The 22,047-nt window shown below is 45.5% G+C and carries 22 protein-coding genes; 3 read left to right on the forward strand and 19 right to left on the reverse strand.

From position 1 onward, the window contains the following. From IX91_RS11680 to rpsB, 5 genes are all read right to left on the reverse strand, one after another. Complete coding sequence (locus tag IX91_RS11680) at positions 1-756, reverse strand: isoprenyl transferase (RefSeq protein WP_004744790.1); 756 nt, start codon at positions 754-756, stop codon at positions 1-3. A gap of 96 nt (positions 757-852) precedes the next feature. Continuing rightward, positions 853-1,410 (reverse strand): ribosome recycling factor, encoded by a 558-nt coding sequence (gene frr, locus IX91_RS11685; RefSeq protein ID WP_004744789.1) that lies wholly within the window; start codon positions 1,408-1,410, stop codon positions 853-855. Positions 1,411-1,510: 100 nt separating this feature from the next. Beyond that, on the reverse strand, positions 1,511-2,242 hold the full coding sequence (pyrH, locus tag IX91_RS11690) for a UMP kinase (RefSeq protein ID WP_004744788.1): 732 nt from the start codon (positions 2,240-2,242) through the stop codon (positions 1,511-1,513). 152 nt (positions 2,243-2,394) lie between these two features. Beyond that, positions 2,395-3,237, reverse strand: coding sequence for a translation elongation factor Ts (gene tsf / locus IX91_RS11695; RefSeq protein ID WP_004744787.1), 843 nt, complete (start codon positions 3,235-3,237; stop codon positions 2,395-2,397). A gap of 131 nt (positions 3,238-3,368) precedes the next feature. Then, entirely contained in the window at positions 3,369-4,097 is a 729-nt protein-coding gene (gene rpsB, locus IX91_RS11700) for a 30S ribosomal protein S2 (RefSeq protein WP_004744786.1), read from the reverse strand. A 352-nt stretch (positions 4,098-4,449) separates the two neighbouring features. Between rpsB and map the strand changes: the two genes are divergently transcribed. The 3 genes from map to IX91_RS11715 all read left to right on the forward strand — a co-directional run bounded on the left by map (position 4,450) and on the right by IX91_RS11715 (position 8,573). Beyond that, positions 4,450-5,328, forward strand: a complete 879-nt coding sequence (gene map, locus IX91_RS11705) for a type I methionyl aminopeptidase (protein WP_004744785.1) — start codon at positions 4,450-4,452, stop codon at positions 5,326-5,328. A gap of 98 nt (positions 5,329-5,426) precedes the next feature. Continuing rightward, entirely contained in the window at positions 5,427-8,048 is a 2,622-nt protein-coding gene (gene glnD, locus IX91_RS11710) for a bifunctional uridylyltransferase/uridylyl-removing protein GlnD (RefSeq protein ID WP_004744784.1), read from the forward strand. Between the two features lie 141 nt (positions 8,049-8,189). Then, positions 8,190-8,573, forward strand: coding sequence for a DUF3461 family protein (locus tag IX91_RS11715; protein WP_004744783.1), 384 nt, complete (start codon positions 8,190-8,192; stop codon positions 8,571-8,573). A 264-nt stretch (positions 8,574-8,837) separates the two neighbouring features. On the opposite strand, the gene pgpA is transcribed toward IX91_RS11715, so the two are convergent. The 14 genes from pgpA to IX91_RS11785 all read right to left on the reverse strand — a co-directional run bounded on the left by pgpA (position 8,838) and on the right by IX91_RS11785 (position 21,440). Further along, complete coding sequence (gene pgpA, locus IX91_RS11720; RefSeq protein WP_004744782.1) at positions 8,838-9,344, reverse strand: phosphatidylglycerophosphatase A; 507 nt, start codon at positions 9,342-9,344, stop codon at positions 8,838-8,840. Between the two features lie 12 nt (positions 9,345-9,356). Continuing rightward, on the reverse strand, positions 9,357-10,322 hold the full coding sequence (gene thiL / locus IX91_RS11725) for a thiamine-phosphate kinase (RefSeq protein WP_004749086.1): 966 nt from the start codon (positions 10,320-10,322) through the stop codon (positions 9,357-9,359). 74 nt (positions 10,323-10,396) lie between these two features. Continuing rightward, a complete protein-coding gene (gene nusB, locus IX91_RS11730; RefSeq protein WP_004744878.1) occupies positions 10,397-10,864 on the reverse strand; it encodes a transcription antitermination factor NusB in 468 nt (155 codons plus the stop codon). Continuing rightward, the gene (gene ribH / locus IX91_RS11735) at positions 10,864-11,334 is read right to left on the reverse strand and encodes a 6,7-dimethyl-8-ribityllumazine synthase (protein ID WP_004415274.1); all 471 of its coding nucleotides are present in this window, start codon (positions 11,332-11,334) and stop codon (positions 10,864-10,866) included. Before ribH ends, nusB begins: the two co-directional genes overlap by 1 nt. 208 nt (positions 11,335-11,542) lie before the next feature. Beyond that, complete coding sequence (ribBA, locus tag IX91_RS11740; RefSeq protein ID WP_004744879.1) at positions 11,543-12,652, reverse strand: bifunctional 3,4-dihydroxy-2-butanone-4-phosphate synthase/GTP cyclohydrolase II; 1,110 nt, start codon at positions 12,650-12,652, stop codon at positions 11,543-11,545. Positions 12,653-12,718: 66 nt separating this feature from the next. Next, entirely contained in the window at positions 12,719-13,369 is a 651-nt protein-coding gene (locus tag IX91_RS11745; protein ID WP_004744880.1) for a riboflavin synthase, read from the reverse strand. 2 nt (positions 13,370-13,371) lie between these two features. Further along, on the reverse strand, positions 13,372-14,478 hold the full coding sequence (gene ribD / locus IX91_RS11750) for a bifunctional diaminohydroxyphosphoribosylaminopyrimidine deaminase/5-amino-6-(5-phosphoribosylamino)uracil reductase RibD (protein WP_004744881.1): 1,107 nt from the start codon (positions 14,476-14,478) through the stop codon (positions 13,372-13,374). A gap of 12 nt (positions 14,479-14,490) precedes the next feature. After that, a complete protein-coding gene (nrdR, locus tag IX91_RS11755) occupies positions 14,491-14,940 on the reverse strand; it encodes a transcriptional regulator NrdR (protein ID WP_004744882.1) in 450 nt (149 codons plus the stop codon). A gap of 104 nt (positions 14,941-15,044) precedes the next feature. Continuing rightward, a complete protein-coding gene (locus tag IX91_RS11760; RefSeq protein WP_004744883.1) occupies positions 15,045-16,295 on the reverse strand; it encodes a glutamate-5-semialdehyde dehydrogenase in 1,251 nt (416 codons plus the stop codon). Positions 16,296-16,306: 11 nt separating this feature from the next. Further along, the gene (gene proB, locus IX91_RS11765) at positions 16,307-17,440 is read right to left on the reverse strand and encodes a glutamate 5-kinase (RefSeq protein ID WP_004744884.1); all 1,134 of its coding nucleotides are present in this window, start codon (positions 17,438-17,440) and stop codon (positions 16,307-16,309) included. Between the two features lie 167 nt (positions 17,441-17,607). After that, on the reverse strand, positions 17,608-17,997 hold the full coding sequence (gene crl / locus IX91_RS11770; RefSeq protein ID WP_004744885.1) for a sigma factor-binding protein Crl: 390 nt from the start codon (positions 17,995-17,997) through the stop codon (positions 17,608-17,610). Between the two features lie 103 nt (positions 17,998-18,100). Next, positions 18,101-19,348: an esterase FrsA gene (frsA, locus tag IX91_RS11775; protein ID WP_004744886.1), complete on the reverse strand. Its 1,248-nt coding sequence runs from the start codon at positions 19,346-19,348 to the stop codon at positions 18,101-18,103. Positions 19,349-19,448: 100 nt separating this feature from the next. Continuing rightward, positions 19,449-19,913, reverse strand: a complete 465-nt coding sequence (gpt, locus tag IX91_RS11780; protein WP_004744887.1) for a xanthine phosphoribosyltransferase — start codon at positions 19,911-19,913, stop codon at positions 19,449-19,451. Between the two features lie 237 nt (positions 19,914-20,150). Then, a complete protein-coding gene (locus IX91_RS11785; protein ID WP_004744888.1) occupies positions 20,151-21,440 on the reverse strand; it encodes an NCS2 family permease in 1,290 nt (429 codons plus the stop codon). Positions 21,441-22,047 lie beyond the last annotated feature (607 nt).

Genomic DNA, 22,047 nt, shown 5'->3' on the forward strand with positions numbered 1-22,047 from the left:
TTATTCGCTTTCCATTAGAGCTTTAACTTGCTCACCGGTACAGCCAAAACGGCGCTCACGGTTAACAAACCAAGTCACAGCTTCTATCAAGCTATTTTCATCGAACTCTGGCCAGTAAATCGGTGTGAAATACATTTCCGCGTAAGCCATCTGCCACAACATAAAGTTACTAATGCGGCATTCGCCACTGGTTCGAATCATTAAATCAACTTCAGGTAAATCTGCCATTGTGAGGTGCTCTGTGATGAGTTCTTCACTAATCTCATCTTGAGAGAGCTCACCAGCGGCAACCTTAGCTGAAATTGCTTTCGTCGCCTGCATAATATCCCACTTACCACCATAGTTGGCTGCTATATTGATCACCATGCCCGTATTGCCTTCGGTCAAAGCCTCAGCTTGAGCAATCTTCTTTTGTAAGCGCTCATTAAAGCGCGAAGTGTCACCAATAACGCGTAAGCGTAAGTTGTTCTTGTGCAGTTTTTTAACTTCTGTAGAGAGAACTGTAATAAACAGCTCCATCAAGACACCCACTTCCTCTTCTGGACGTCGCCAGTTTTCACTACTAAACGCAAACAGTGTGATCGCTTTGATACCAAGTTTTGCAGACGTCGAGATCGCTTTACGAACAGCAGCGACACCATTCTTGTGACCAAAGACGCGCGGCTTACCTTGAGCTTTTGCCCAACGACCATTGCCATCCATGATGATTGCGATATGTTTCGGGAGTAAATCAGGAGAGAGTTGTGAGTTTTGCATAAAACGTTGATTATTAATCAGCAGGGGACAGAGAGTAGCATAAAAAAGCGCTGTACAGCGAGCACAGCGCTCTATATGGAGAAAGTTTATGGAGAATTAGACTTCCATCAACTCTTTTTCTTTTGCCGCTAACACTTCATCAACTTGTTTCACAGCTGCGTCAGTGATTTTCTGGATTTCGTCTTGACCTTTACGATCTTCGTCTTCAGAGATTTCTTTGTCTTTTAGTAGTGCTTTTAGCTCGCCGTTAGCGTCACGACGGATGTTACGGATAGCAACACGGCCACCTTCAGCTTCGCCACGAACGATTTTAACTAGGTCTTTACGACGCTCTTCCGTTAGCGGTGGAAGTGGAACGCGAATGATAGTACCCGCAGACATAGGGTTTAGACCTAGGTCAGACATCATGATCGCTTTTTCAACTTTAGGCGTTAGCTCTTTATCAAATACTGTGATTGCAAGCGTACGAGCATCTTCAGCAACGACGTTTGCTACCTGGTTTAGAGGCGTTGGTGCACCGTAGTACTCGACTGAAATGCCAGAAAGTAGGCTTGGGTGTGCACGGCCTGTGCGAACTTTAGAAAGGTTGTTTTTTAGCGCTTCAACGCTCTTATCCATGCGCTCTTGAGCGTCTTGTTTGATTTCGTTAATCACAATATCACCTTAATGTGTAAATCTTTCTTCAAGAAAGCTTAATAGGGAGTCTTCAAAGGCAATACCGCAGCACAATTGATTTATGCTGCGGCGATTAGAATTACTCAGCGTCGCTGATTAGCGTGCCTTCTGCTTCACCCATCACCACGCGACGTAGTGCGCCTGGCTTATTCATATTGAATACACGGATTGGCATTTTGTGGTCACGTGCTAGTGTAAATGCTGCCAAATCCATTACTTTCAGTTCTTTTTCAAGAACAGCATTGAACGAAAGCTTATCATACAGCTCTGCGTCTGGGTTTGCTACTGGGTCAGCAGTAAATACGCCATCTACTTTTGTCGCTTTTAGAACTACGTCCGCTTCGATCTCGATTCCGCGCAAACATGCAGCAGAATCTGTGGTAAAGAATGGGTTACCAGTACCTGCAGAGAAGATAACAACGCGGCCTTGACGCAGTTCACGAATCGCATCTGCCCAGTTGTAGTCGTCACAGACACCTTTTAGAGGGATTGCTGACATTACACGAGCGTTTACGTAAGCACGGTGCAACGCATCACGCATCGCAAGACCGTTCATTACCGTCGCTAGCATACCCATGTGGTCACCAACAACACGGTTCATGCCCGCTTCAGCTAGGCCAGCACCACGGAACAAGTTACCACCACCGATAACAACACCAACTTGAACACCAAGCTCAACCAACTCTTTTACTTCTTGGGCCATACGATCAAGGATTGCTGGATCGATGCCAAAACCTTCTTCGCCTTGAAGTGCTTCACCACTTAGTTTTAACAGAATACGTTGATATGCTGGTTTAGGGTTCGTAGTCATGGAGTTTACCTTCCAAAAGAGAGTTGTTGATTAACAGTCATGGATAAAGACTTATCAAAAGTCTGCATCCATCACAGCTAAAGGTGGTGCCTTTAGTCGTAAAAAGACCGCAGCCTTGGCTACGGTCTAAACTTTGTGCGTATCTCTAAGGATTAACCTTTTTGAGCAGCAGCTACTTCTTCAGCGAAGCTCATTTCTTCTGCTTTCTCGATACCTTCACCTACTTCTAGGCGAACGAATGTAGCAACAGAAGCGCCTTTTTCTTTCAGCATTTCGCCAACAGATTTCTTAGGCTCCATGATGAACGCTTGACCAGTTAGAGAGATTTCGCCAGTGAATTTCTTCATGCGGCCAACAACCATCTTCTCAGCGATCTCAGCAGGCTTGCCTTCGTTCATAGCGATTTCAACTTGAACTTCTTTCTCTTTAGCAACTACGTCAGCTGGTACGTCTTCTGGGTTAACGTACTCTGGCTTAGAAGCAGCAACGTGCATTGCAACGTGCTTAAGAGTTTCAGCATCGCCTTCACCAGCAACAACTACACCGATCTTCTCGCCGTGACGGTAAGAGGCGATAGCAGAACCTTCAACGTATTGAACGCGACGGATGTTGATGTTTTCACCGATCTTAGCAACTAGAGCAACACGCTCTTCTTCGAATTTAGCTACTAGTTCTTCAACAGAAGCTTTAGATGCTAGAGCGTCAGCTGCAACTTTCTCTGCAAATGCAGTGAAGTTACCATCTTTAGCAACGAAGTCAGTTTGGCAGTTAACTTCAAGAAGAACAGCAACACCGTTTTCTTCTTTGATGATGATTGCGCCTTCAGCAGCTACGTTACCTGCTTTCTTAGCAGCTTTAGCAGCACCTGATTTACGCATGTTTTCGATTGCTAGTTCGATGTCAGCGTTTGCTTCAACAAGCGCTTTCTTACATTCCATCATGCCTGCGCCAGTACGTTCGCGCAGTTCTTTAACTAGAGCAGCAGTAACAGCCATTCTCTATTCCTCAGTTGATTCTGTATTTGGTAAAAAACAGGGGCCTACATTTTCGGCCCCTGCTGATAACTATAACTCAGTTTATGCTACAACTGGGTTGCACATAATCTAAGTGTGACTCGGAGCCGCTATTATTCAGCTTCTACGAAACCATCTTTTTCAGCAGCAACAGCTACGTCTTTGTTACGACCTTCAGTTACTGAAGTTGCAGCAGCGTTTAGGTAAAGCTGTACTGCACGGATCGCATCGTCGTTACCTGGGATGATGTAGTCAACGCCGTCTGGGTTAGAGTTAGTATCTACTACAGCGTAAACTGGAATACCTAGGTTGTTCGCTTCTTTAATCGCAATGTGCTCGTGGTCAGCGTCGATTACGAATAGAGCGTCTGGTAGGCCGCCCATGTCTTTGATACCACCAAGAGATTTCTCTAGCTTCTCCATTTCACGAGTACGCATTAGAGCTTCTTTCTTAGTTAGCTTATCAAAAGTACCGTCTTGAGCTTGAGCTTCAAGATCTTTTAGACGCTTGATTGACTGACGAACAGTTTTGTAGTTTGTAAGCATACCGCCTAACCAGCGGTTGTTTACGTAGAACTGGTTGCTTGCGATTGCAGCTTCTTTAACAGCTTCAGATGCAGCGCGCTTAGTACCAACGAATAGAACTTTACCTTTCTTCTCGCCAACTTTAGCTAGTTCAGCTAGAGCGTCGTTGAACATTGGTACAGTTTTTTCTAGGTTGATGATATGAACCTTGTTACGAGCACCAAAGATGAATGGCTTCATTTTTGGGTTCCAGTAACGAGTCTGGTGACCGAAGTGAACACCAGCTTTTAGCATATCGCGCATTGATACAGTTGCCATTTTAAAATCCTCTATGGGGTTAGGCCTCCACATCCCCCATAACTCCGACTAGGCTTCTGCCCAGCACCCCGGAATATGTGACGGAATGTGTGTGATTTAAAGATATAAGTTAGTTGGAAGTAACCAGCTTCGCCACTGAGATAAACTTAGCAGAGAGAACTGACCACATTTCCGGCGCGCTTTATACCATATTTTCACCCATCCTGGCTAGTAAAAAAACTTTTCCACCTCTATTGAGTGCACTATTGCCAATACGGCACGTATTAGAAGAATCATTCTCATTATGAGGTGTTCCTGATAGAATGCGCCCATTCGCACCTTAGAGTGCAACTAAATTAAGTAGAGAAAGCCAATGTCAATCAAGATTAAAACAGCTGAAGAAATCGAACGTATGAGACTCGCGGGCGCTTTGGCCGCTGAGATCCTAGAGATGATCGAACCTCACATCAAAGAGGGTGTGACTACAGATGAATTGAACCAGATTTGTCACGATTACGGGATTGAAAAAGGCGCCTACTCTGCCCCACTTGATTACCACGGATTTCCAAAATCAATCTGTACTTCAATCAACCATATCGTCTGCCACGGAATCCCTGCCTCTGCGGATGAAGTGGGTAGCAACGGTCAACTAAAGCCTGCGATCCTTAAAAATGGCGACATCATCAACGTCGATATTACGGTTATCATTCCAGATGAAGAAGGTGCAGACCTAAGTGTTCGTCCACAAGGTTACCACGGCGACACGTCAAAGATGTTCTTTGTTGGTGATGTTTCTCCAGCAGATAAGCGCCTATGTCTGGTGACTCAAGAGGCACTGTATGTTGGTATGCGTAAGGTAAAACCTGGCGCAACTGTGGGTGATATCGGCACTGCGATTGAAAAGTACATCAAAGAAAACAACAAGAAGAACCCACGTAATAAGTTCTCTATTGTTAAAGATTTCTGTGGTCACGGCATTGGTAACGAGTTCCATGAAGAACCGCAAATCGTTCACTACAAGAACAACGACCGCCGCGTTCTAAAAGAAGGCATGTGCTTTACCATTGAACCAATGATTAACGCAGGTAAGTTCGGTGTGAGCGTAGATGCCGAAGATGACTGGACAGTCTACACAGGCGACGGTAAGAAATCAGCTCAGTATGAGCACACTATTCTCATCACCAAGACAGGTTGTGAAGTACTAACGCTGCGTAGCGATGACACTATCCCACGAATGATGAACAACGCTTAACCTCCTTTCAATATCCCCGCATCGTCGGGGATATTTTTTTATTGATGCCATTTTGTTAGATTAGTTCTCACTAGGACTATTTTGCATGGATTCGCTGTATGCCCTTTCAATCGCCTCTCACACTCGAAGAACAACAAATTTCAATTGGTGAGCTAAAAAGCCAACTCGAAAATTTTGCCAACTATCAGAAGCAAGAGTTTCTCGCTCATCACCCTGTGACCAATTTAGTGCTCGGTCGGGCCGAATATATTGATTTACTGCTCAACCGCCTCTGGGACCACTTTGGTTTTTCTAACCTGCCGAACATCAGTCTTGTTGCAGTTGGTGGCTATGGCCGAGGTGAGTTACACCCTCTTTCTGACATCGACATTCTTGTCGTCTCTCGTAAAGCACTTCCTGACTCACTAAAAGGCAAGGTTAGTGAGTTCATCACCTTACTGTGGGATTTGCGACTAGAGGTTGGTCACGCCGTTCGTAGCGTTGAAGAGTGTGCCGAGATTGGTAAAGACGACTTAACCGTAGCAACTAACTTACAGGAAGCTCGCCTACTCTGTGGTTGCGAAGATACCTTCCACCAGCTGAGGATGGTTATTCACTCTGAGTCGTTTTGGCCAAGTGAGGTGTTTTACAAAGCGAAGGTCAGAGAGCAGCGTGACCGTCACGCGCGATACCATGACACCACCTACAACCTTGAGCCTGACATCAAATCCACGCCGGGAGGCTTACGCGATATCCATACGCTAAGCTGGGTTGCACGCCGCCATTTTGGGGCTACATCACTACTTGAGATGAGCCAGTACGGCTTTCTAACCGATGCAGAATATCGTGAGCTCGTTGAATGCCAGGACTTCCTGTGGCGAGTCCGTTTTGCACTGCACATTGAGCTTAAACGTTACGATAATCGCCTTACCTTCGCTCACCAAGCACAAGTCGCCGAAAGCTTAGGCTTTGCTGGTGAAGGAAACCGTGGCGTTGAGATGATGATGAAAGAGTTCTATCGCACGTTGCGCCGCGTGGCAGAGCTCAACAAAATGCTGCTCAAACTGTTTGACCAAGCGATCTTAGAAAATGGCGTCGAGGCAGAACCAGTCGTTCTCAGCGAAGATTTCCAGCGCCGTGGTCATTTGATTGAAGCGCGCAAACCTGCCTTGTTCCAAGCTCGCCCGGAAACAATTTTGGATATGTTCCTACATATTGCCAACGATTCCACCATAGAAGGGGTCGCACCTCCTACTATGCGTCAGCTACGTACTGCAAGGCGAAGACTGAATAAGTTCCTGCATACCATTCCTGAAGCGAGAGAGAAATTTCTCGACCTGTGTCGTCACCCTAATGCGCTGCATAAAGCCTTTAGCTTGATGCACAAACTTGGGGTGCTAGCTGCTTACCTGCCTCAGTGGAGTCAAATCGTCGGTCAAATGCAGTTCGACCTGTTCCATGTTTACACCGTAGATGAACACAGTGTTCGCCTGCTCAAACACATAAATACTTTTAGCGATCCGAACAACCATGGTAAGCACCCTATCTGTTGCGAGGTCTACCCGCGTATTCAGAAAAAAGAACTGCTGATCATCGCAGCTATTTTCCATGATATTGGTAAAGGTCGCGGCGGCGACCACTCGGTGATTGGTGAAGGTGAAGCCTACGATTTCTGTATCGAGCATGGGTTATCTAAACCGGAAGCCAAGTTAGTCGCTTGGTTGGTTAGGCATCACCTGTTGATGTCAGTGACCGCTCAACGCCGTGATATCTACGATCCTGAGGTGATTACTGAGTTCGCCAAAAAAGTTCGCGATGAGGAATACTTAGAGTATCTGGTCTGTCTAACTGTTGCTGATATCTGCGCGACCAACCCTGAACTGTGGAACAGTTGGAAGCGAACCTTGCTTGCAGAGCTCTTCTATTCAACTCAACGCGCGCTTCGCCGCGGCTTAGAAAACCCTGTTGATGTTAGAGAGCGTATTCGCCACAACCAGCACTTAGCCTCTGCGCTATTACGCAAAGAAGGTTTTAACGCGCGGGAAATTGAAGTGCTGTGGCAGAGGTTTAAGGCTGATTACTTCTTGCGCCATACCCATAAGCAGATCGCTTGGCACTGTTCTCATCTACTACGCCACGACGATCACTCACAACCTCTGATCTTAATTTCAAAGAAAGCGACGCGCGGCGGTACGGAAGTGTTTGTTTATAGCAAAGATCAGCACGCGCTGTTTGCCACTGTGGTTGCAGAGCTCGACCGAAGAAACTTTAACGTCCATGACGCACAAGTTATGACCAGTAAAGATGGCTATGTCCTCGATACTTTCATGGTGCTCGACCAAAATGGTGATGTGGTTGATGAAAGCCGACATAAAGCGGTTATAAAACATCTTGCTCATGTGCTTGAAGATGGTCGACCTACCAAAATCAAGACACGCCGTGTCCCTAGAAACTTACAGCACTTTAAGGTCAAAACTCAGGTCGATTTCTTACCGACTAAGAGTAAGAAACGTACCCTGCTTGAGTTCGTTGCCTTAGATACACCGGGCTTACTGGCCACTGTGGGTGCAACATTTGCCGACTCTGGCGTTCACCTGCATGCCGCGAAAATCACCACCATAGGTGAACGCGCTGAAGATTTATTTATCATCACCAGTGAAAGTGGCGGTAAGTTGAGTGAAGAGCAGCAACAAGAGCTCAGAGATAAGCTCATAAAAAATGTCGCAGAACTAGCACCTTAAGCGATCTCGACCACAAGTTGCTAACTTGTTTCAAAAAGCGCTATCTACCACGATCATAGGCTGCTACATTAATAGTGAATTGTTCATTCCCTGCTCATTTTTGGGGTAGGGATAATTACTGCAACACAATAGAGGTAGCCTATGTATCCACACCTCACTGGTTTAGGTATTCACGATCCTAAACAAATTGAGCGCTATTCCCTTCGTCAAGAAGCGCACAAGGATGTGTTAAAAATCTATTTTCGTAAGCAAAAAGGTGAGCTGTTTGCGAAAAGCGTCAAGTTCAAGTACCCGCGACAGGTGAAGAATGTCCTCGTCGACAGCGGCAGTCACAAGTACAAAGAAGTCACGGAAATTAACCGTAACCTCACTCTCGTTATCGATGAGCTAAACAAACTGACGAAACCTGAAAAAGCGGTCGAAGTTGATGTTAAAGAGAAGATACTGTCTGACCTACGTCATCTAGAGAAAGTCGTTTCAAGTAAGATAGCAGAGATTGAAGCGGATTTAGATAAGCTAAAATAGGATGAAAGAACGCTGCGCTCCGAGATTCGAGAGCGCTTCGCTTCGAGAAATCTAATTATTTCAGAGGGTTGATGTAAGAGCATCAACCCTTTTTGTTTGCGAACGCTTCGCTATGGATAGCGGGATAACGGGATAACGGGATAACTAACGTTGCTCCGATGTTGTTAAGGAATCAACTCTAGTTTCCAACAGGGCGAAGTCCGGTCTCGATTCTCGAAGCGCAGCGTTCCATAGGACGCAGTCCGTTCCCGACGTTCCGTCGGTCTAAACCAACCAACCCGCGTATTTACCGACCAGATAAAGCGCCACGCCTGCCATCACGCCTGCGACGATATCATCAAGCATAATGCCTAAACCGCCGTGAACACGCTTGTCTAGCCAGCCAATAGGCCAAGGTTTTACCATATCGAAGAAACGAAAGAAAACAAAGCCTGTCAGTAACCACTTCCAATCAGTCGCAGAAAGGTTAAACAGTGGCACCACCAGCATAGTGATCCAAAACCCTGCGAATTCATCCCAGACAATCGAGCCATGGTCATGCACGCCCATATCATCAGAGGTGATTTGACAAATCTTGATACCAATAAAGCAGGAGGCAATAACAGCAATTACATACAGTGGCAGTGGCAGCTGAACAAGTAGTAAATAAAAAGGGATAGCTGCTAAGGTACCCATTGTGCCTGGGACAATTGGCGATAATCCGCTACCAAATCCGGTTGCCAATAAGTGCCACGGATTCTTTAGAGAAATAAGAGTTAAAGGGTTAGTCATAGTTAATACTGTTTACTTGAAGTGATCATAGCCACTCAGATCCCAATCAATCGGTTGGCCGCTGTTATGGAGTTCAAATGTTCCTTGTGGGCGAATTTGCCCAATACAGGTAACCTTAGCGCCGCAGTGAGCCAAAGCACTCTCAATTGAACCCTTGTTCTGCTCTGGTACGGTAAAACACAGCTCATACTCTTCACCGCTCGACAGCGCATATTGTTGAGCTTGAGAATCCGAACCCAAGAATTGAACAAGTTCATTAGAAATAGGCAAGCTTGAAACGTCAAGACTAACGCCAACCTGAGAGCGTTGCAAAATGTGTTTGATGTCTGAGATAACACCATCAGAAATGTCGATCGCCGAACTGGCTAGATCAAGCAGAGCCTGACCGACCAGCACTCTTGGCTCAGACAGGTAATGACGCTGTTCTAGCTCTTGCGCAAAGGGCTTGCTGCGCAGGTTGGAATCAAGAATAACATCTAGCCCAGCTTGGCTATCACCTAAATTTCCTGTTACATAAACCCAGTCGCCAACTCGCGCCCCATCCCGGCGCAGTGCTTTATCCGCATCAACCAAGCCTTGTACCGTTAAGGTTAAGCTCAGTGGGCCTTTGGTCGTATCACCGCCTATCAGCTGAATACCGAAATAATCAGCCAGCGCAAAGAAGGCGTCACAAAATGGCGCTAGCCAAGCTTCATCAGGTTCAGGCATTGTCAGGGCAAATGAAACCCAAGCAGGCGTCGCTCCCATCGCAGCTAAATCACTAATATTTGAAGCAAGTGCTTTGTGCGCTACCCATGCAGGGTTTGCGTTGGCAAGAAAATGAGTTCCTGCCACCAAAGTATCGGTACTAATAGCGACAGAAAGATCGTGTGGCACTTTAACCAAAGCGCAATCATCACCTGCGGCCAGCAAGACGTCTTTACGCTGACTCTGGCGACCAACAAAGTATTTGTCGATTAAATTAAACTCACCTGACATATCTTTCTTTTTCTGAATTAGTTTTGCATATAAAAAAGGTCAGCAAATGCTGACCTTTTCATAATCTGAATCGACTATTTCTTACGTACGTGTGGCGCAGCTTTATCTAGCACACCATTGACGAATTTGTGGCTCTCTTCTGCAGCGAATACTTTTGCAAGTTCAATCGCTTCGTTGATTACCACTTTGTAAGGTACGTCTTCACGACGAGTCATTTCGTACATAGCAAGACGAAGCAATGCTAGCTCCATCATGTCCAAATCTTGCATTGGACGCGCTGTGTATGGACGAATCTTACAATCTAGCTCTGTGTGACTTAGCACAACACCTGTTAGCAGGTCACGGAAGTATGCAACGTCTGTGTCTGGAGTAGAAAGTGCCGGCTCTGAAGCATGATGTTCTTCTTCATCATACTTACCACCTGACAAAAATTGCTCCTCGATAGTAGCAACATTTTCTTTAGTAATTTGCCAAGAGTAGATCGCTTGTAGAGCGAATCGACGTGCATTACGACGTGCGGCTGGTTTCACACTGGCCCCCATTAGGAATCGATTTCTGAAAGAACGTTAATCATCTCAAGTGCGCTTAGTGCAGCCTCTGCACCTTTATTACCAGCCTTGGTTCCTGCGCGCTCAATTGCTTGGTCAATTGTATCAACAGTCAGTACGCCGAAAGCAACTGGAAGAGAGTATTCCAGTGAAACTTGCGCAAGACCTTTGTTACATTCACTACAAACATAGTCGAAATGTGGAGTGCCGCCACGAATAACAGTGCCAAGAGATACGATTGCATCAAATTTGCCTGTTTTAGCTACGCGTTGAGCAACAAGTGGTAGTTCTACTGCACCTGGGCAGCGAACAACAGTGATGTTGTCTTCGCTAACTTGGCCATGACGTTTTAAAGTATCGATTGCACCAGACAATAGACTTTCGTTAATAAAACTGTTGAAACGAGAAATAACGATAGCAATTTTTGCGTTTGGCGCTGGGAAGCCACCCTCGATCACTTTCATAAGCCTTCCTTTAACTATGTTCATCAAGTGAGAATCGCCGGATTCTAGCACAAATCTGTGAGCAATATCTAATAGAAATTAGCACAAATGGGGTTGCCGAATAATTCCAAGCGAGAGATTAAGTTTCGCTTCATTGCCTAACAATGAAGCAACAAAATTAGAGCTTCGGCTAAAGTTTTGATTCCGCGAAGCTCCCTTAAGTAAATTGTTATTCGCAAACGTACTCAACAACGTTGAGACCAAAGCCACCCAATGCGTGATACTTCTTATTGGTTGACGAAAGTAGACGCATATCGTGTACACCAAGGTCTTGCAGAATCTGCGAACCGACACCGACACGACGTGACGTACCTTGTTTCTTAGCCAGTGTTGGCGCTTCGCCTTTATCTTGAGCTTCGAACATCTTAACGCGATGAATAAGTAGATCCGTTGACTCTTCATTACCAAGAATGACCAGTACCCCACCCTCTTTGCCAATACGAGTCATGGCTTTATCTAGTGTCCAGCTACGCTCAGCATTGCGGTCACTACGCAGTAAATCAGTAAAGGTGTCTTGCAGGTGCACACGGACTAGTGGTGTTTCATTTTCCACATCACCTTTGCGCAGGGCGTAGTGAACTTGGTTATCAATAGTGTCACGGTAAGTCACAAGATCGAACTCACCATATTCTGTTGGCAGTTTACACTCTGCTACGCGCTCAATGGTTGTTTCAGTGTTATTGCGGTACTCGATAAGGTCAGCAATCGTGCCGAGCTTAATGTCATGCTTTTCTGCAAAGATCTCTAAGTCAGGACGACGCGCCATAGTGCCGTCATCATTTAGGATTTCAACAATCACCCCTGAAGGCTCCAAACCAGCAAGTTTTGCCAGATCACAGCCCGCTTCAGTGTGACCTGCGCGAGTTAGCACGCCACCTTCTTGCGCTGCTAACGGGAAGATATGACCCGGCTGTACAAGATCGGAAGCCTTCGCATCTTTCGCGACGGCCGCTTGCACAGTACGCGCGCGATCGGCAGCAGAAATACCCGTGGTAACACCTTCAGCCGCTTCAATAGATACCGTAAAGTTGGTTGTGTACTGAGCATTGTTGTCTTGCACCATTGGCGGCAAGCCCAAACGCTCACAACGCTCTTTAGTCATGGTTAAACAAATCAAACCACGACCATGGGTCGCCATGAAGTTAATCGCTTCTGGGGTAACATGCTCGGCAGCCATAATCAGATCGCCTTCGTTTTCACGATCTTCATCATCCATTAGGATGACCATTTTCCCTAAGCGGATATCTTCGATAATTTCTTGCGGCGTACTAATTGGCATCTGGGTATTCCTATTGTTATAGCTTGAGCGAATAAGTTTTATTGTCGGCAGCAGTTACACCGACTTTTACGCAAAACCGTTCTGTTGTAAGAAGTCCATGGTAATACGGGACTCAGATTGTTCTTGTTGGCTTGTTAGCAGGCGCTCCATATAGCGTGCAAGTACATCTACTTCTAGATTAACTTTACGCCCAACATGGAAGTCCGCAATAGTTGTCTCTTCACCAGTGTGTGGAACAATGGTCAGCTTAAACGCGTTTTTACGTAAATCGTTGACCGTCAGGCTGATACCATCAACAGTGATTGAGCCTTTCTCGGCAACGTATTTAGCTATGTCCGCTGGCATCGCAACCCAAAACTCAATCGCGCGGCCAACCATATTACGTTCAACAATTTCACCCACACCATCAACGTGACCAGAGACAATGTGTCCACCAAATCGTGTTGTTGGCAGCATGGCTTTTTCAAGGTTCACTTTGTCGCCGGCCTGATAGTCAGTAAAACCTGTTTTTTGCAAGGTTTCGAGCGACAAATCAGCGCTATAACTTGTTGCGTTATAGTCGACCACGGTTAAGCAAACGCCATTGGTTGCGATACTGTCACCCAATTTTACATCTGACATATCCAGTTTGCCGACTTCAACCGTCACACTGATGTCTTCGCCTTTTGGCGTTATCGCAGTTAGAGTGCCTACTGCTTCTACAATACCTGTAAACATGATTACGATTCTTTGTTGTTTAACGTGGCAATGATGCGGATATCTTTCCCCACCTGCCTTACATCTTGAATATTTAGGTCAAGGACATGCTCCATAGACTCTAAGCCTAGAGCACCAAATAGACCTCGACCATCGCTTCCCATTATTTTAGGTGCGAGATAAATAACTAGCTCATCAACAAGGTTCTGTTTAATCAAGCTGCTTGCCAATGTTGCCCCAGCCTCAACCCATAAGTGGTTGATATTATGCTGCTGAGAAAGTGCTTTAAACGTCGCGCTCAAATCCAACTGCTGATTCGCGTCAAGCTCAGGTGTGAGCTCTCCTTTTGGTGCGACTGTGATGATCTCTCCATCGACCTTAAACAGTTTTAGATCGGGAGTCAGGGCTTGCTGTCGATCCAAGATAACACGAACAGGTTGGCGTAGGTTTGCTTGGTCATAATGAGATTGGAGAGAAGGAGATAAATCATCCCAACGAACATTGAGTGAAGCATTATCTTCAATCACTGTTTTACTCGTCGATAAGATAGCGCCACTTTGAGCACGAAATTTTTGCACATCTTGACGCGCTTGAGGCGATGTAATCCACTGGCTTTGACCATTTTTCAAAGCAGTTTGACCATCTAAGCTGGCAGCCATTTTTAGCTGTACAAATGGCATGCCTGTTTTCATCTTCTTGATAAAAGCAGGATTAAGCGCCAGTGCATCTTGCTCTAAAAGCCCAACCTCAACCTTGATACCGGCATCGCGCAACATTTTGATCCCACGTCCTGCAACAACAGGGTTAGGGTCTTGCATCGCGCAAATGACTTTCGCCACTTTCGCCTTGATCAAACCTTCAGCACATGGAGGAGTACGTCCGTAGTGAGAACAAGGCTCTAAAGTCACGTAGGCAGTTGCACCAATTGTTTTTTCACCCGCCATTCGCATTGCATGGACTTCGGCGTGAGGTTCACCGGCTCGGAAGTGGAAGCCCTCGCCAACAATCTGATCATTATTAACGATCACGCAGCCCACATTAGGGTTAGGCGCAGTGGTATAAATGCCGCCTTTCGCAAGGTCAATCGCGCGCGACATCATTTGAATATCTTGGGGAGTAAACTGTGCCATAAGAGTCCGTGTCTAATCTTCGAGTCGGGCGATCTCTTCACCAAATTCGCGGATATCTTCAAAGCTACGATATACCGATGCAAAACGAATATAGGCAACTTTATCGAGCTCTTTAAGCTGATCCATCACAAGGTTGCCAATCATTTCACTCGGCACTTCACGCTCACCTGTTGCTCGTAGCTGAGATTTAATCAGGCTAATGGCAACATCTACAGCATCAGCACTCACAGGGCGTTTTTCCAAAGCGCGCTGCAAACCACCGACCATTTTATCTTCATTAAACGGCTCGCGATTGCCATTAGACTTGATCACTCTTGGCATCACTAATTCAGCCGTTTCAAAAGTCGTAAAGCGTTCACTACACGCTAAGCACTGACGACGACGGCGAACCTGATGGCCATCAGCCACCAAACGAGAATCGATCACCTTGGTGTCATTCTCGGAACAAAAAGGACAATGCATATCACCTCCATATAAGTGACAGACAGTTTACCGGATTAAACAAAGCTAGCAAAAGCAAAAGGGGCTAGATAGCCCCTTTTTCAACCAATGTGTAGCAAGATTTGTTAACTGCGCGGCAAGTAGTTCGCTTTACCTACCCACTTGTAGCTGGTTAACTCTTCTAAACCCATAGGACCACGAGCATGAAGCTTCTGAGTAGATACCGCGACTTCAGCACCTAAACCGAATTGAGCACCATCAGTAAAACGTGTTGATGCATTGACATAAACGGCAGCAGAACCAACCGAGTTAATAAACAGCTCTGAGTTTTCTAGGCTGTTAGTCATGATCGCATCAGAGTGGCTCGCATTGTGTACGCGCATATGATCAATCGCTTCCTCAACGCCAGAAACGACCTTTACGCCTAAAGTGAAACTTAACCATTCAGTATCGAAGTCACCTTCAGCCGCATCACGCAACTCTTTCGCATCGCCAAGTAGAGCCTTAGCTTTTGGCTCTGCGACTAATGCCACCTTGTCATTTAAGCGTGCCGCTAACATAGATAAGAACTCTACCGCGACTTGCTCATGAACAAGTAAGGTATCGAGTGCATTACATGCTGAAGGACGCTGTACTTTTGCGTTCTCGACCACTTCTAAAGATTTAGCGAGATCAGCACTTTCATCAACGAAGATATGACTGATACCAAATCCACCAATAATCACCGGAATCGTGCTGTTTTCCTTACACATCTTGTGCAGGCCTGCTCCGCCACGCGGAATAATCATATCCACGTAGTCATCCAGTTTTAGTAGCTGAGACACCAGTTCACGGTCTGGTTTCTCAATATACTGAACCGAAGCCGCTGGCAGTTCCGCTTTTGCCAAAGCAGATTGAATAACCTTAACCAACTCCATGTTGGAGAAGAAGGTCTCTTTGCCGCCACGAAGAATACTGGCGTTACCAGTTTTCAAACACAGAGCCGCGATATCAATTGTCACATTTGGACGTGCTTCGTAGATAACCCCAACCACGCCAAGTGGCACGCGGCGGCGAGACAAGGACATGCCATTTTCAAGCACTTTACTGTCTAGCTCACTGCCTACTGGGTCATTTAAGCTAATTACATTGCGCACATCATTCGCGATGCCTGTTAAACGCTCTGTATTTAACAATAAGCGATCAAGTAGCGCTTCCGTCAGCCCTGCTTCTCGACCTTTCTCAATATCTTTTGCGTTAGCGGCTAAGATAGTCTCAGCATTCGCTTCTAGTTCATCAGCAATAATTGCCAGAGCTTGGTTCTTTTGCGCTGTTGACGCTGTTGCTAGTTGGAAAGCCGCTTCTTTAGCCGCTTTACCCATTGAAATCAGTTCCACTTTCTCTTTCCTTACTCTTGGATTACGACCATATCATCACGGTGAAGCACTTCATTGCCGTAGTCGTATCCTAAAATTCCAATAATATCTTTACTATGCTTACCCACTATCTTCGCCATATCTTGGCTTGAGTAGCTTGCAATGCCGCGAGCGATCAAGGTGCCTTTGTTATCGGTCACACGTACAACATCACCGCGAGCAAACTGTCCACTGACTTTAGTTAGGCCTTTAGCAAGTAAACTACTTCCTTTGCCCACCACAGCATTAACCGCACCATCGTCAATCACGATGTCGCCCGAAGCCGCAGGGCCTGCAAGAATCCAGCGTTTACGGTTTTCTAATGCTTCAGCACAAGGCAAGAAGCGTGTACCTTGTGGATTGTCACCCAGTGAGTCAAACACCACATTTGGTGCACTACCCGCAGCGATAATCACTTCAATCCCTGCACGACGCGCAATGTCTGCCGCCTGCAGTTTCGTCGCCATACCGCCTGTACCTAACGTAGTACCACTACCACCGGCAATTTTGCGTAAGGTATCGTCGATGGTTTTTACTTCCTTTATCAACTCTGCATTCGGGTCTTTACGAGGATCCGCGGTGAATAGCCCTTTCTGGTCAGTTAACAACAGCAGCTTGTCTGCACCGCATAAGATGCCAACCAATGCAGAAAGGTTGTCGTTGTCACCGACCTTAATTTCACTGGTTGCGACCGCATCATTTTCGTTAACTACTGGAATAATGTCATTTTCTACCAGTGCATTGATCGTATCGCGTGCATTCAAAAATCGCTCACGATCTTCAAGATCGGCGCGAGTTAGCAACATTTGGCCGATTTTTAGACCATAAATAGCAAACAGTGATTCCCAAGTTTGAATCAACTGGCTTTGGCCAACCGCCGCCAATAACTGTTTACTTGCCATAGAGTTGGGCAGTGCGGGGTATCCTAGGTGCTCACGTCCGGCTGCAATTGCACCAGACGAAACCATAACCACTGAGTGGCCTTGTTTTTTCAGCTCAGCACATTGACGAACCAACTCAACCATATGAGCGCGATCCAACTCCAATGTGCCACCAGTTAAAACACTAGTACCTAGTTTAACCACCACAGTCTGAGACTGAGAGGCTTTTCCGCTTTGTTTAGTCATTGCCTTTCTACTATGAAAAAAATAAAAATCGTCACAATCAAGAATCGCATTCATTGGCGAGAAAGATTGATTAGACCTGATGTTTTAGCAATCTACTGATAAATTCACAAGCAGAAAAGGCGCTAAAAAGCGCCTTTTTGGTCAAGAAGAATGATAAGCAAAGAAATTTAGACGAATTCGACAGATTCTTCGTGCATATTGACGGCGATTTCAAACTCGCTATTTAGTGTATCAACCAGTTTCTGGTGAAACACCTCTTGAGTTCGAGTCACATCTTCAACCGCTTTCTTGGGCAGAGACTTCTCTTGCCACTCACCGGTTGAATCGTATAAGCCAGAGCGATAACGCGCTTCAAACGCTTCACCATTGCGCTCCAGCTCTAACCACCAGCCCCAAAATTCACGCTGCTCTGGTGATTTTTTGTCATTGACGCATACAGATAAGCAGTCAAATAAATACGCGTCTTCCTTACTTTGTGATTCTCGTAAGTAAGGACCAATAGCTCTCAGTGTCGACAATAAGCGGTAATGGGTCGGACTTTTCGTCTGTTCAGACATAATGAATCTCCATATTCATTTACTTATTTTTATACAGAGCGACTTAGGACTAGAAAGTCTGGGTAGCTCGTATATTTAAGTGTTGTCTAAATTAGTCGAAATGTCATCTAATTAGCTCCTCCTCCAACCACTTGATCGCTAAATCGAGGGATTGCTCATATCCTTGTGTAATTGTCTTGGAACTAATTTTCTTCGCTTTACCATAGTCACTAAACAGCGCCACCATTTGGTTATCACTGTAGGGTGACACAGGATCGTTCTCTAAACTCATCGCTAAGATCGGCACGCGCGTCTTACGGCTACCAAGAATGCCTTGCACCTTGAGTGACCAAGCCATTAGCTGCCCAGCTAAGCTATGAATATCGACCGCATTCTTACCTATACGTGATGCCAACATGTCTAAATACATTTTGGGCATTTTCTTAAGTTTTTCTGGTGAAGAGAGCACATCATGAATAGGCGCGCCAAGGGAGACACAGGCTTTAATTTTCTCTTGCTCGATAAACGATAGACGCACCATTGCATTGCCACCAAAGCGAAAGCCAATCAAGCCTACACGATGGTGATCAACCCATGGGATATTGTACAACTCGTTTAATACCACTTGATGAAGACATGAGGTATCTTCGGTCATATTCCAATGAGTGTTATGACCTATCGACGGCATATCAACCGTCAACATCGCGATGTTCTTTTCAGCGAGGTAGTTTTTAAACAGGTTCCAAAGATCCGTTTGCAAGCTATCTAAGCCGGCACTCACCATAACCACAGGCTGAGGCTTATCTGTACTGGTTAAGTGCAAGTGAGCGACGATAGTTTTACGCTGATAAGGGATTTCAATGCGTTTAACGATGTACTTGGTTCTATTTGTCGCTTCAGTGTAAGCGCTGCTCGCCAACACTTGAGCCTGAATCGCCAAGTTATCATTCTTTAAGTGTGGGTAACCAGCAATGCTAAAGCACAAAGAAGCATTAAACATTTCATCAGCGGCCTCTTCACCTTTTAGCTTAGCGGACCGCTTTTGGTGCAGCATGCCCAGTTTAATCCACTCATAAGTCCAGTTACCGCTGTGGTATCCCATCACGGTATCGAGCCACTCATCATGGGTACGTGAATGCTTGGAAGCGGCAATTTTAGCTAGCACAGCTTCAATCTCGATAGGATCAAGGCCCTGCCAAGCCCATTGCATACGACGCAAATTGCGATACCACTTGAAGCCATCCTCTTCTCGTTTTTGATCTAAGAAGGTTTCACTGGTTGGCATATATTGCGTGAGCGCCGAAGTCTCCTTGGCTTGTTTATGATTAGCAAACAGAGACTCCGAGAGGTTCTTACTGACTTCCTCAGACATGGGCGATGACCTAAATAATTACGTTTATTAAATAGTAATAAAAAAAATGACCCAAGAAAGGGTCATTTATCAAGAAAGTGTCGCTATGTTGCTCAATCAGTTACTTTTGCTTGCGATTGATTGGCTCAATGTACTGAATTGACATATCCCATGGCTGCTCGATCCATGTGTCTTGAGCAATATCAACCACGTAGTCGTCAAGTAGCTCAACACCTGCTGGCTTAGCACATACTGCGATCAGTTTTGCCTTCGGGTACATTTCACGCAGTTTACGTGCTGTATCACCGCTATCTACTAGGTCTTCAACGATTAGGAAGCCTTCACCGTCACCCTCTGGCGCTTTTACAACAGTCATATCACGTTGATGGTCATGGTCGTAGCTTGAGATACAGATAGTATCTACATGACGAATACCTAGCTCACGAGCCAAGATTGCGCCCGGTACTAGACCGCCACGGCTAACCGCCCAAATTCCTTTCCATTGCTCTGCTGGCATCTGTTTTTCCGCCAACTCACGACAAAGTGTGTGCATTTGGTCCCAAGTGATAATGAATTTTTTACTCATTGTAATAACCTAATAGTTTTAAAATCTGCATCCCCTCAACACGTCATTGAAGTTTGGACGATTGCAACAGGCAAGTCTGGGGAAAAGCTACGCAAACGTTTATTTTAACGCAGGCGCTATACAATACCAATGGGGAATTTATCCCTGTGGCAAAAATAATCGCCATAACAGAGACTCCGTTATGGCGAAAAATAGTGTACTGCCGACATTTAGCGAACGAATTCGCTAAGGCGGAAATTAAGCCACTAAATACTTAATGATGAATACTGCTGATAGTACCCATACACTGATTGATACTTCGCGACCACGGCCACTCAGTAGTTTGATTGCAGCGTAAGAGATAAAGCCAAGCGCAATACCTTCTGCAATTGAGTAAGTCAGTGGCATAAGTAAACAGGTCACGACAACCGGTGCCGCTTCTGTTAAGTCGCGCCAGTCAACACTAACCAGGCCAGACATCATCAGAATAGCAACGTAGAAAAGTGCGCCTGCGGTTGCGTACGCTGGAATCATGCCAGCCAGTGGTGAGAAAAACAGAGCCAGAAGGAATAGTACACCAACGACAACAGCAGTCAGGCCCGTACGACCACCCGCGGCAACACCTGCCGTAGACTCAACATAAGAAGTGGTGCTAGAGGTACCAATCATTGCGCCAACAGACGTTGCAGTCGAGTCAGCAAGTAGCGCTTTGCTTAGACGAGGCAGTTTGCCATCTTCTTTAATCAGATCCGCTTTTGTCGCAACGCCAACTAAAGTACCCGCTGTATCAAATAGGTCAACAAATAGGAAAGCGAATACAACTGAAATCATGCCAACTTCGAAGACGTCAGCAATGTTCATTTGCATAAAGGTCGGAGCAACACTTGGTGGCGCTGACATAATACCGCCCCATTGAACGTCACCAACGATCAAACCCAAAGCTGTGATCGCGAGGATCGCAATCATTACCGCGCCACGTACACCACGGTAAACCAAGCCAATCGTTAGGAAGAAGCCTAATGCCGCTAACGCAGGTTGCAGGCCTGTGATATGACCAAGACCAACTAAAGTCGCTGGGTTATCAACCACAATGCCTGAGTTTTGTAGACCAATAAACGCAAGGAACAAACCGATACCAGCCGAGATACCCGTACGTAATGACATAGGAATCGAGTTAATGATCCACTCACGAACTTTGAAAATACTCAAAGCCATGAAAATGATACCGGAAACAAAAACGGCACCTAAAGCGACTTGCCATGAATGACCCATACCGAGAACAACGCCATAGGTAAAGAAGGCGTTCAGTCCCATGCCAGGTGCTAGTGCAATTGGGTAGTTAGCAACGAAGCCCATGATGAAACAGCCAATCGCCGCAGCAAGACAGGTTGCAACAAATACAGCGCCTTTATCCATACCAGCGTCTGCAAGCATTGCAGGGTTGACAAAGATGATGTAAGCCATCGTCAAGAAGGTGGTCACACCTGCAATGATCTCAGTTTTGACGTTTGTGCCGTTTTCACTGAGTTTGAACAGTTTTTCGAACATAATCGAATCCTAAAAGGGTAAAAAGTAAACGGTTGCGTAATCGATTGGCTCGAATTATAAAGTCATCAAATAGTAAATTCCAGATAGAATTAAGACTCTAATCAATATTTCTGCTGTTCACTGCCGCTTTCAAACAAGTGCCAGATGATGGCATAAAGAAAAATACTTTATATTTCATAAAGTAAAATCATTGATGATTTGAATTTCAAAAAGGTGTTTTTTTATACCATGTCATAAACTTTCAATGGCATTTGGGATATTTATGCGTAAGGCAATATGTGTTTATGCGAATAAAATAGAGAGATAGGAGTTAGCGACGGGAAACCACAGAGTTTGTGGGCAAATTGTGAGCGCACTTTTGCTTAGATAAAAAAACGCCACTCAATTTGAGTGGCGGTTGAATCATGTCAGCAACTAAAGGCTGTAAAAAAATTCCAATAATAGGGGTGAACAAACTGTTCGAGTGTCACAAGCTAGAGTTTAGTAACCGAAGCTTGTTGGGTAAGTAAAGCTGCCTGTGTAAACAGAGCTGTTTAGCCAGAACGCTGCACTTGGTAAACCTTTCATAACTATCACCTTCTAAATCAATTAAAACAGATTACAAATA

The organism is Vibrio tubiashii ATCC 19109, assembly GCF_000772105.1.
In the GTDB taxonomy this organism is placed as follows: Bacteria; Pseudomonadota; Gammaproteobacteria; order Enterobacterales; family Vibrionaceae; genus Vibrio; species Vibrio tubiashii.

Bases quoted from the DNA above. Each gene is read 5' to 3' on its own strand.
- IX91_RS11680 (WP_004744790.1), bottom strand. From the start codon at position 756: ATGCAAAACTCACAACTCTCTCCTGATTTACTCCCGAAACATATCGCA.
- pyrH (WP_004744788.1), bottom strand. From the start codon at position 2,242: ATGACTACGAACCCTAAACCAGCATATCAACGTATTCTGTTAAAACTA.
- tsf (WP_004744787.1), bottom strand. From the start codon at position 3,237: ATGGCTGTTACTGCTGCTCTAGTTAAAGAACTGCGCGAACGTACTGGC.
- rpsB (WP_004744786.1), bottom strand. From the start codon at position 4,097: ATGGCAACTGTATCAATGCGCGATATGCTAAAAGCTGGTGTTCACTTC.
- map (WP_004744785.1), top strand. From the start codon at position 4,450: ATGTCAATCAAGATTAAAACAGCTGAAGAAATCGAACGTATGAGACTC.
- glnD (WP_004744784.1), top strand. From the start codon at position 5,427: ATGCCCTTTCAATCGCCTCTCACACTCGAAGAACAACAAATTTCAATT.
- IX91_RS11715 (WP_004744783.1), top strand. From the start codon at position 8,190: ATGTATCCACACCTCACTGGTTTAGGTATTCACGATCCTAAACAAATT.
- pgpA (WP_004744782.1), bottom strand. From the start codon at position 9,344: ATGACTAACCCTTTAACTCTTATTTCTCTAAAGAATCCGTGGCACTTA.
- thiL (WP_004749086.1), bottom strand. From the start codon at position 10,322: ATGTCAGGTGAGTTTAATTTAATCGACAAATACTTTGTTGGTCGCCAG.
- nusB (WP_004744878.1), bottom strand. From the start codon at position 10,864: ATGGGGGCCAGTGTGAAACCAGCCGCACGTCGTAATGCACGTCGATTC.
- ribH (WP_004415274.1), bottom strand. From the start codon at position 11,334: ATGAAAGTGATCGAGGGTGGCTTCCCAGCGCCAAACGCAAAAATTGCT.
- ribBA (WP_004744879.1), bottom strand. From the start codon at position 12,652: ATGCCAATTAGTACGCCGCAAGAAATTATCGAAGATATCCGCTTAGGG.
- IX91_RS11745 (WP_004744880.1), bottom strand. From the start codon at position 13,369: ATGTTTACAGGTATTGTAGAAGCAGTAGGCACTCTAACTGCGATAACG.
- ribD (WP_004744881.1), bottom strand. From the start codon at position 14,478: ATGGCACAGTTTACTCCCCAAGATATTCAAATGATGTCGCGCGCGATT.
- nrdR (WP_004744882.1), bottom strand. From the start codon at position 14,940: ATGCATTGTCCTTTTTGTTCCGAGAATGACACCAAGGTGATCGATTCT.
- proB (WP_004744884.1), bottom strand. From the start codon at position 17,440: ATGACTAAACAAAGCGGAAAAGCCTCTCAGTCTCAGACTGTGGTGGTT.
- crl (WP_004744885.1), bottom strand. From the start codon at position 17,997: ATGTCTGAACAGACGAAAAGTCCGACCCATTACCGCTTATTGTCGACA.
- frsA (WP_004744886.1), bottom strand. From the start codon at position 19,348: ATGTCTGAGGAAGTCAGTAAGAACCTCTCGGAGTCTCTGTTTGCTAAT.
- gpt (WP_004744887.1), bottom strand. From the start codon at position 19,913: ATGAGTAAAAAATTCATTATCACTTGGGACCAAATGCACACACTTTGT.
- IX91_RS11785 (WP_004744888.1), bottom strand. From the start codon at position 21,440: ATGTTCGAAAAACTGTTCAAACTCAGTGAAAACGGCACAAACGTCAAA.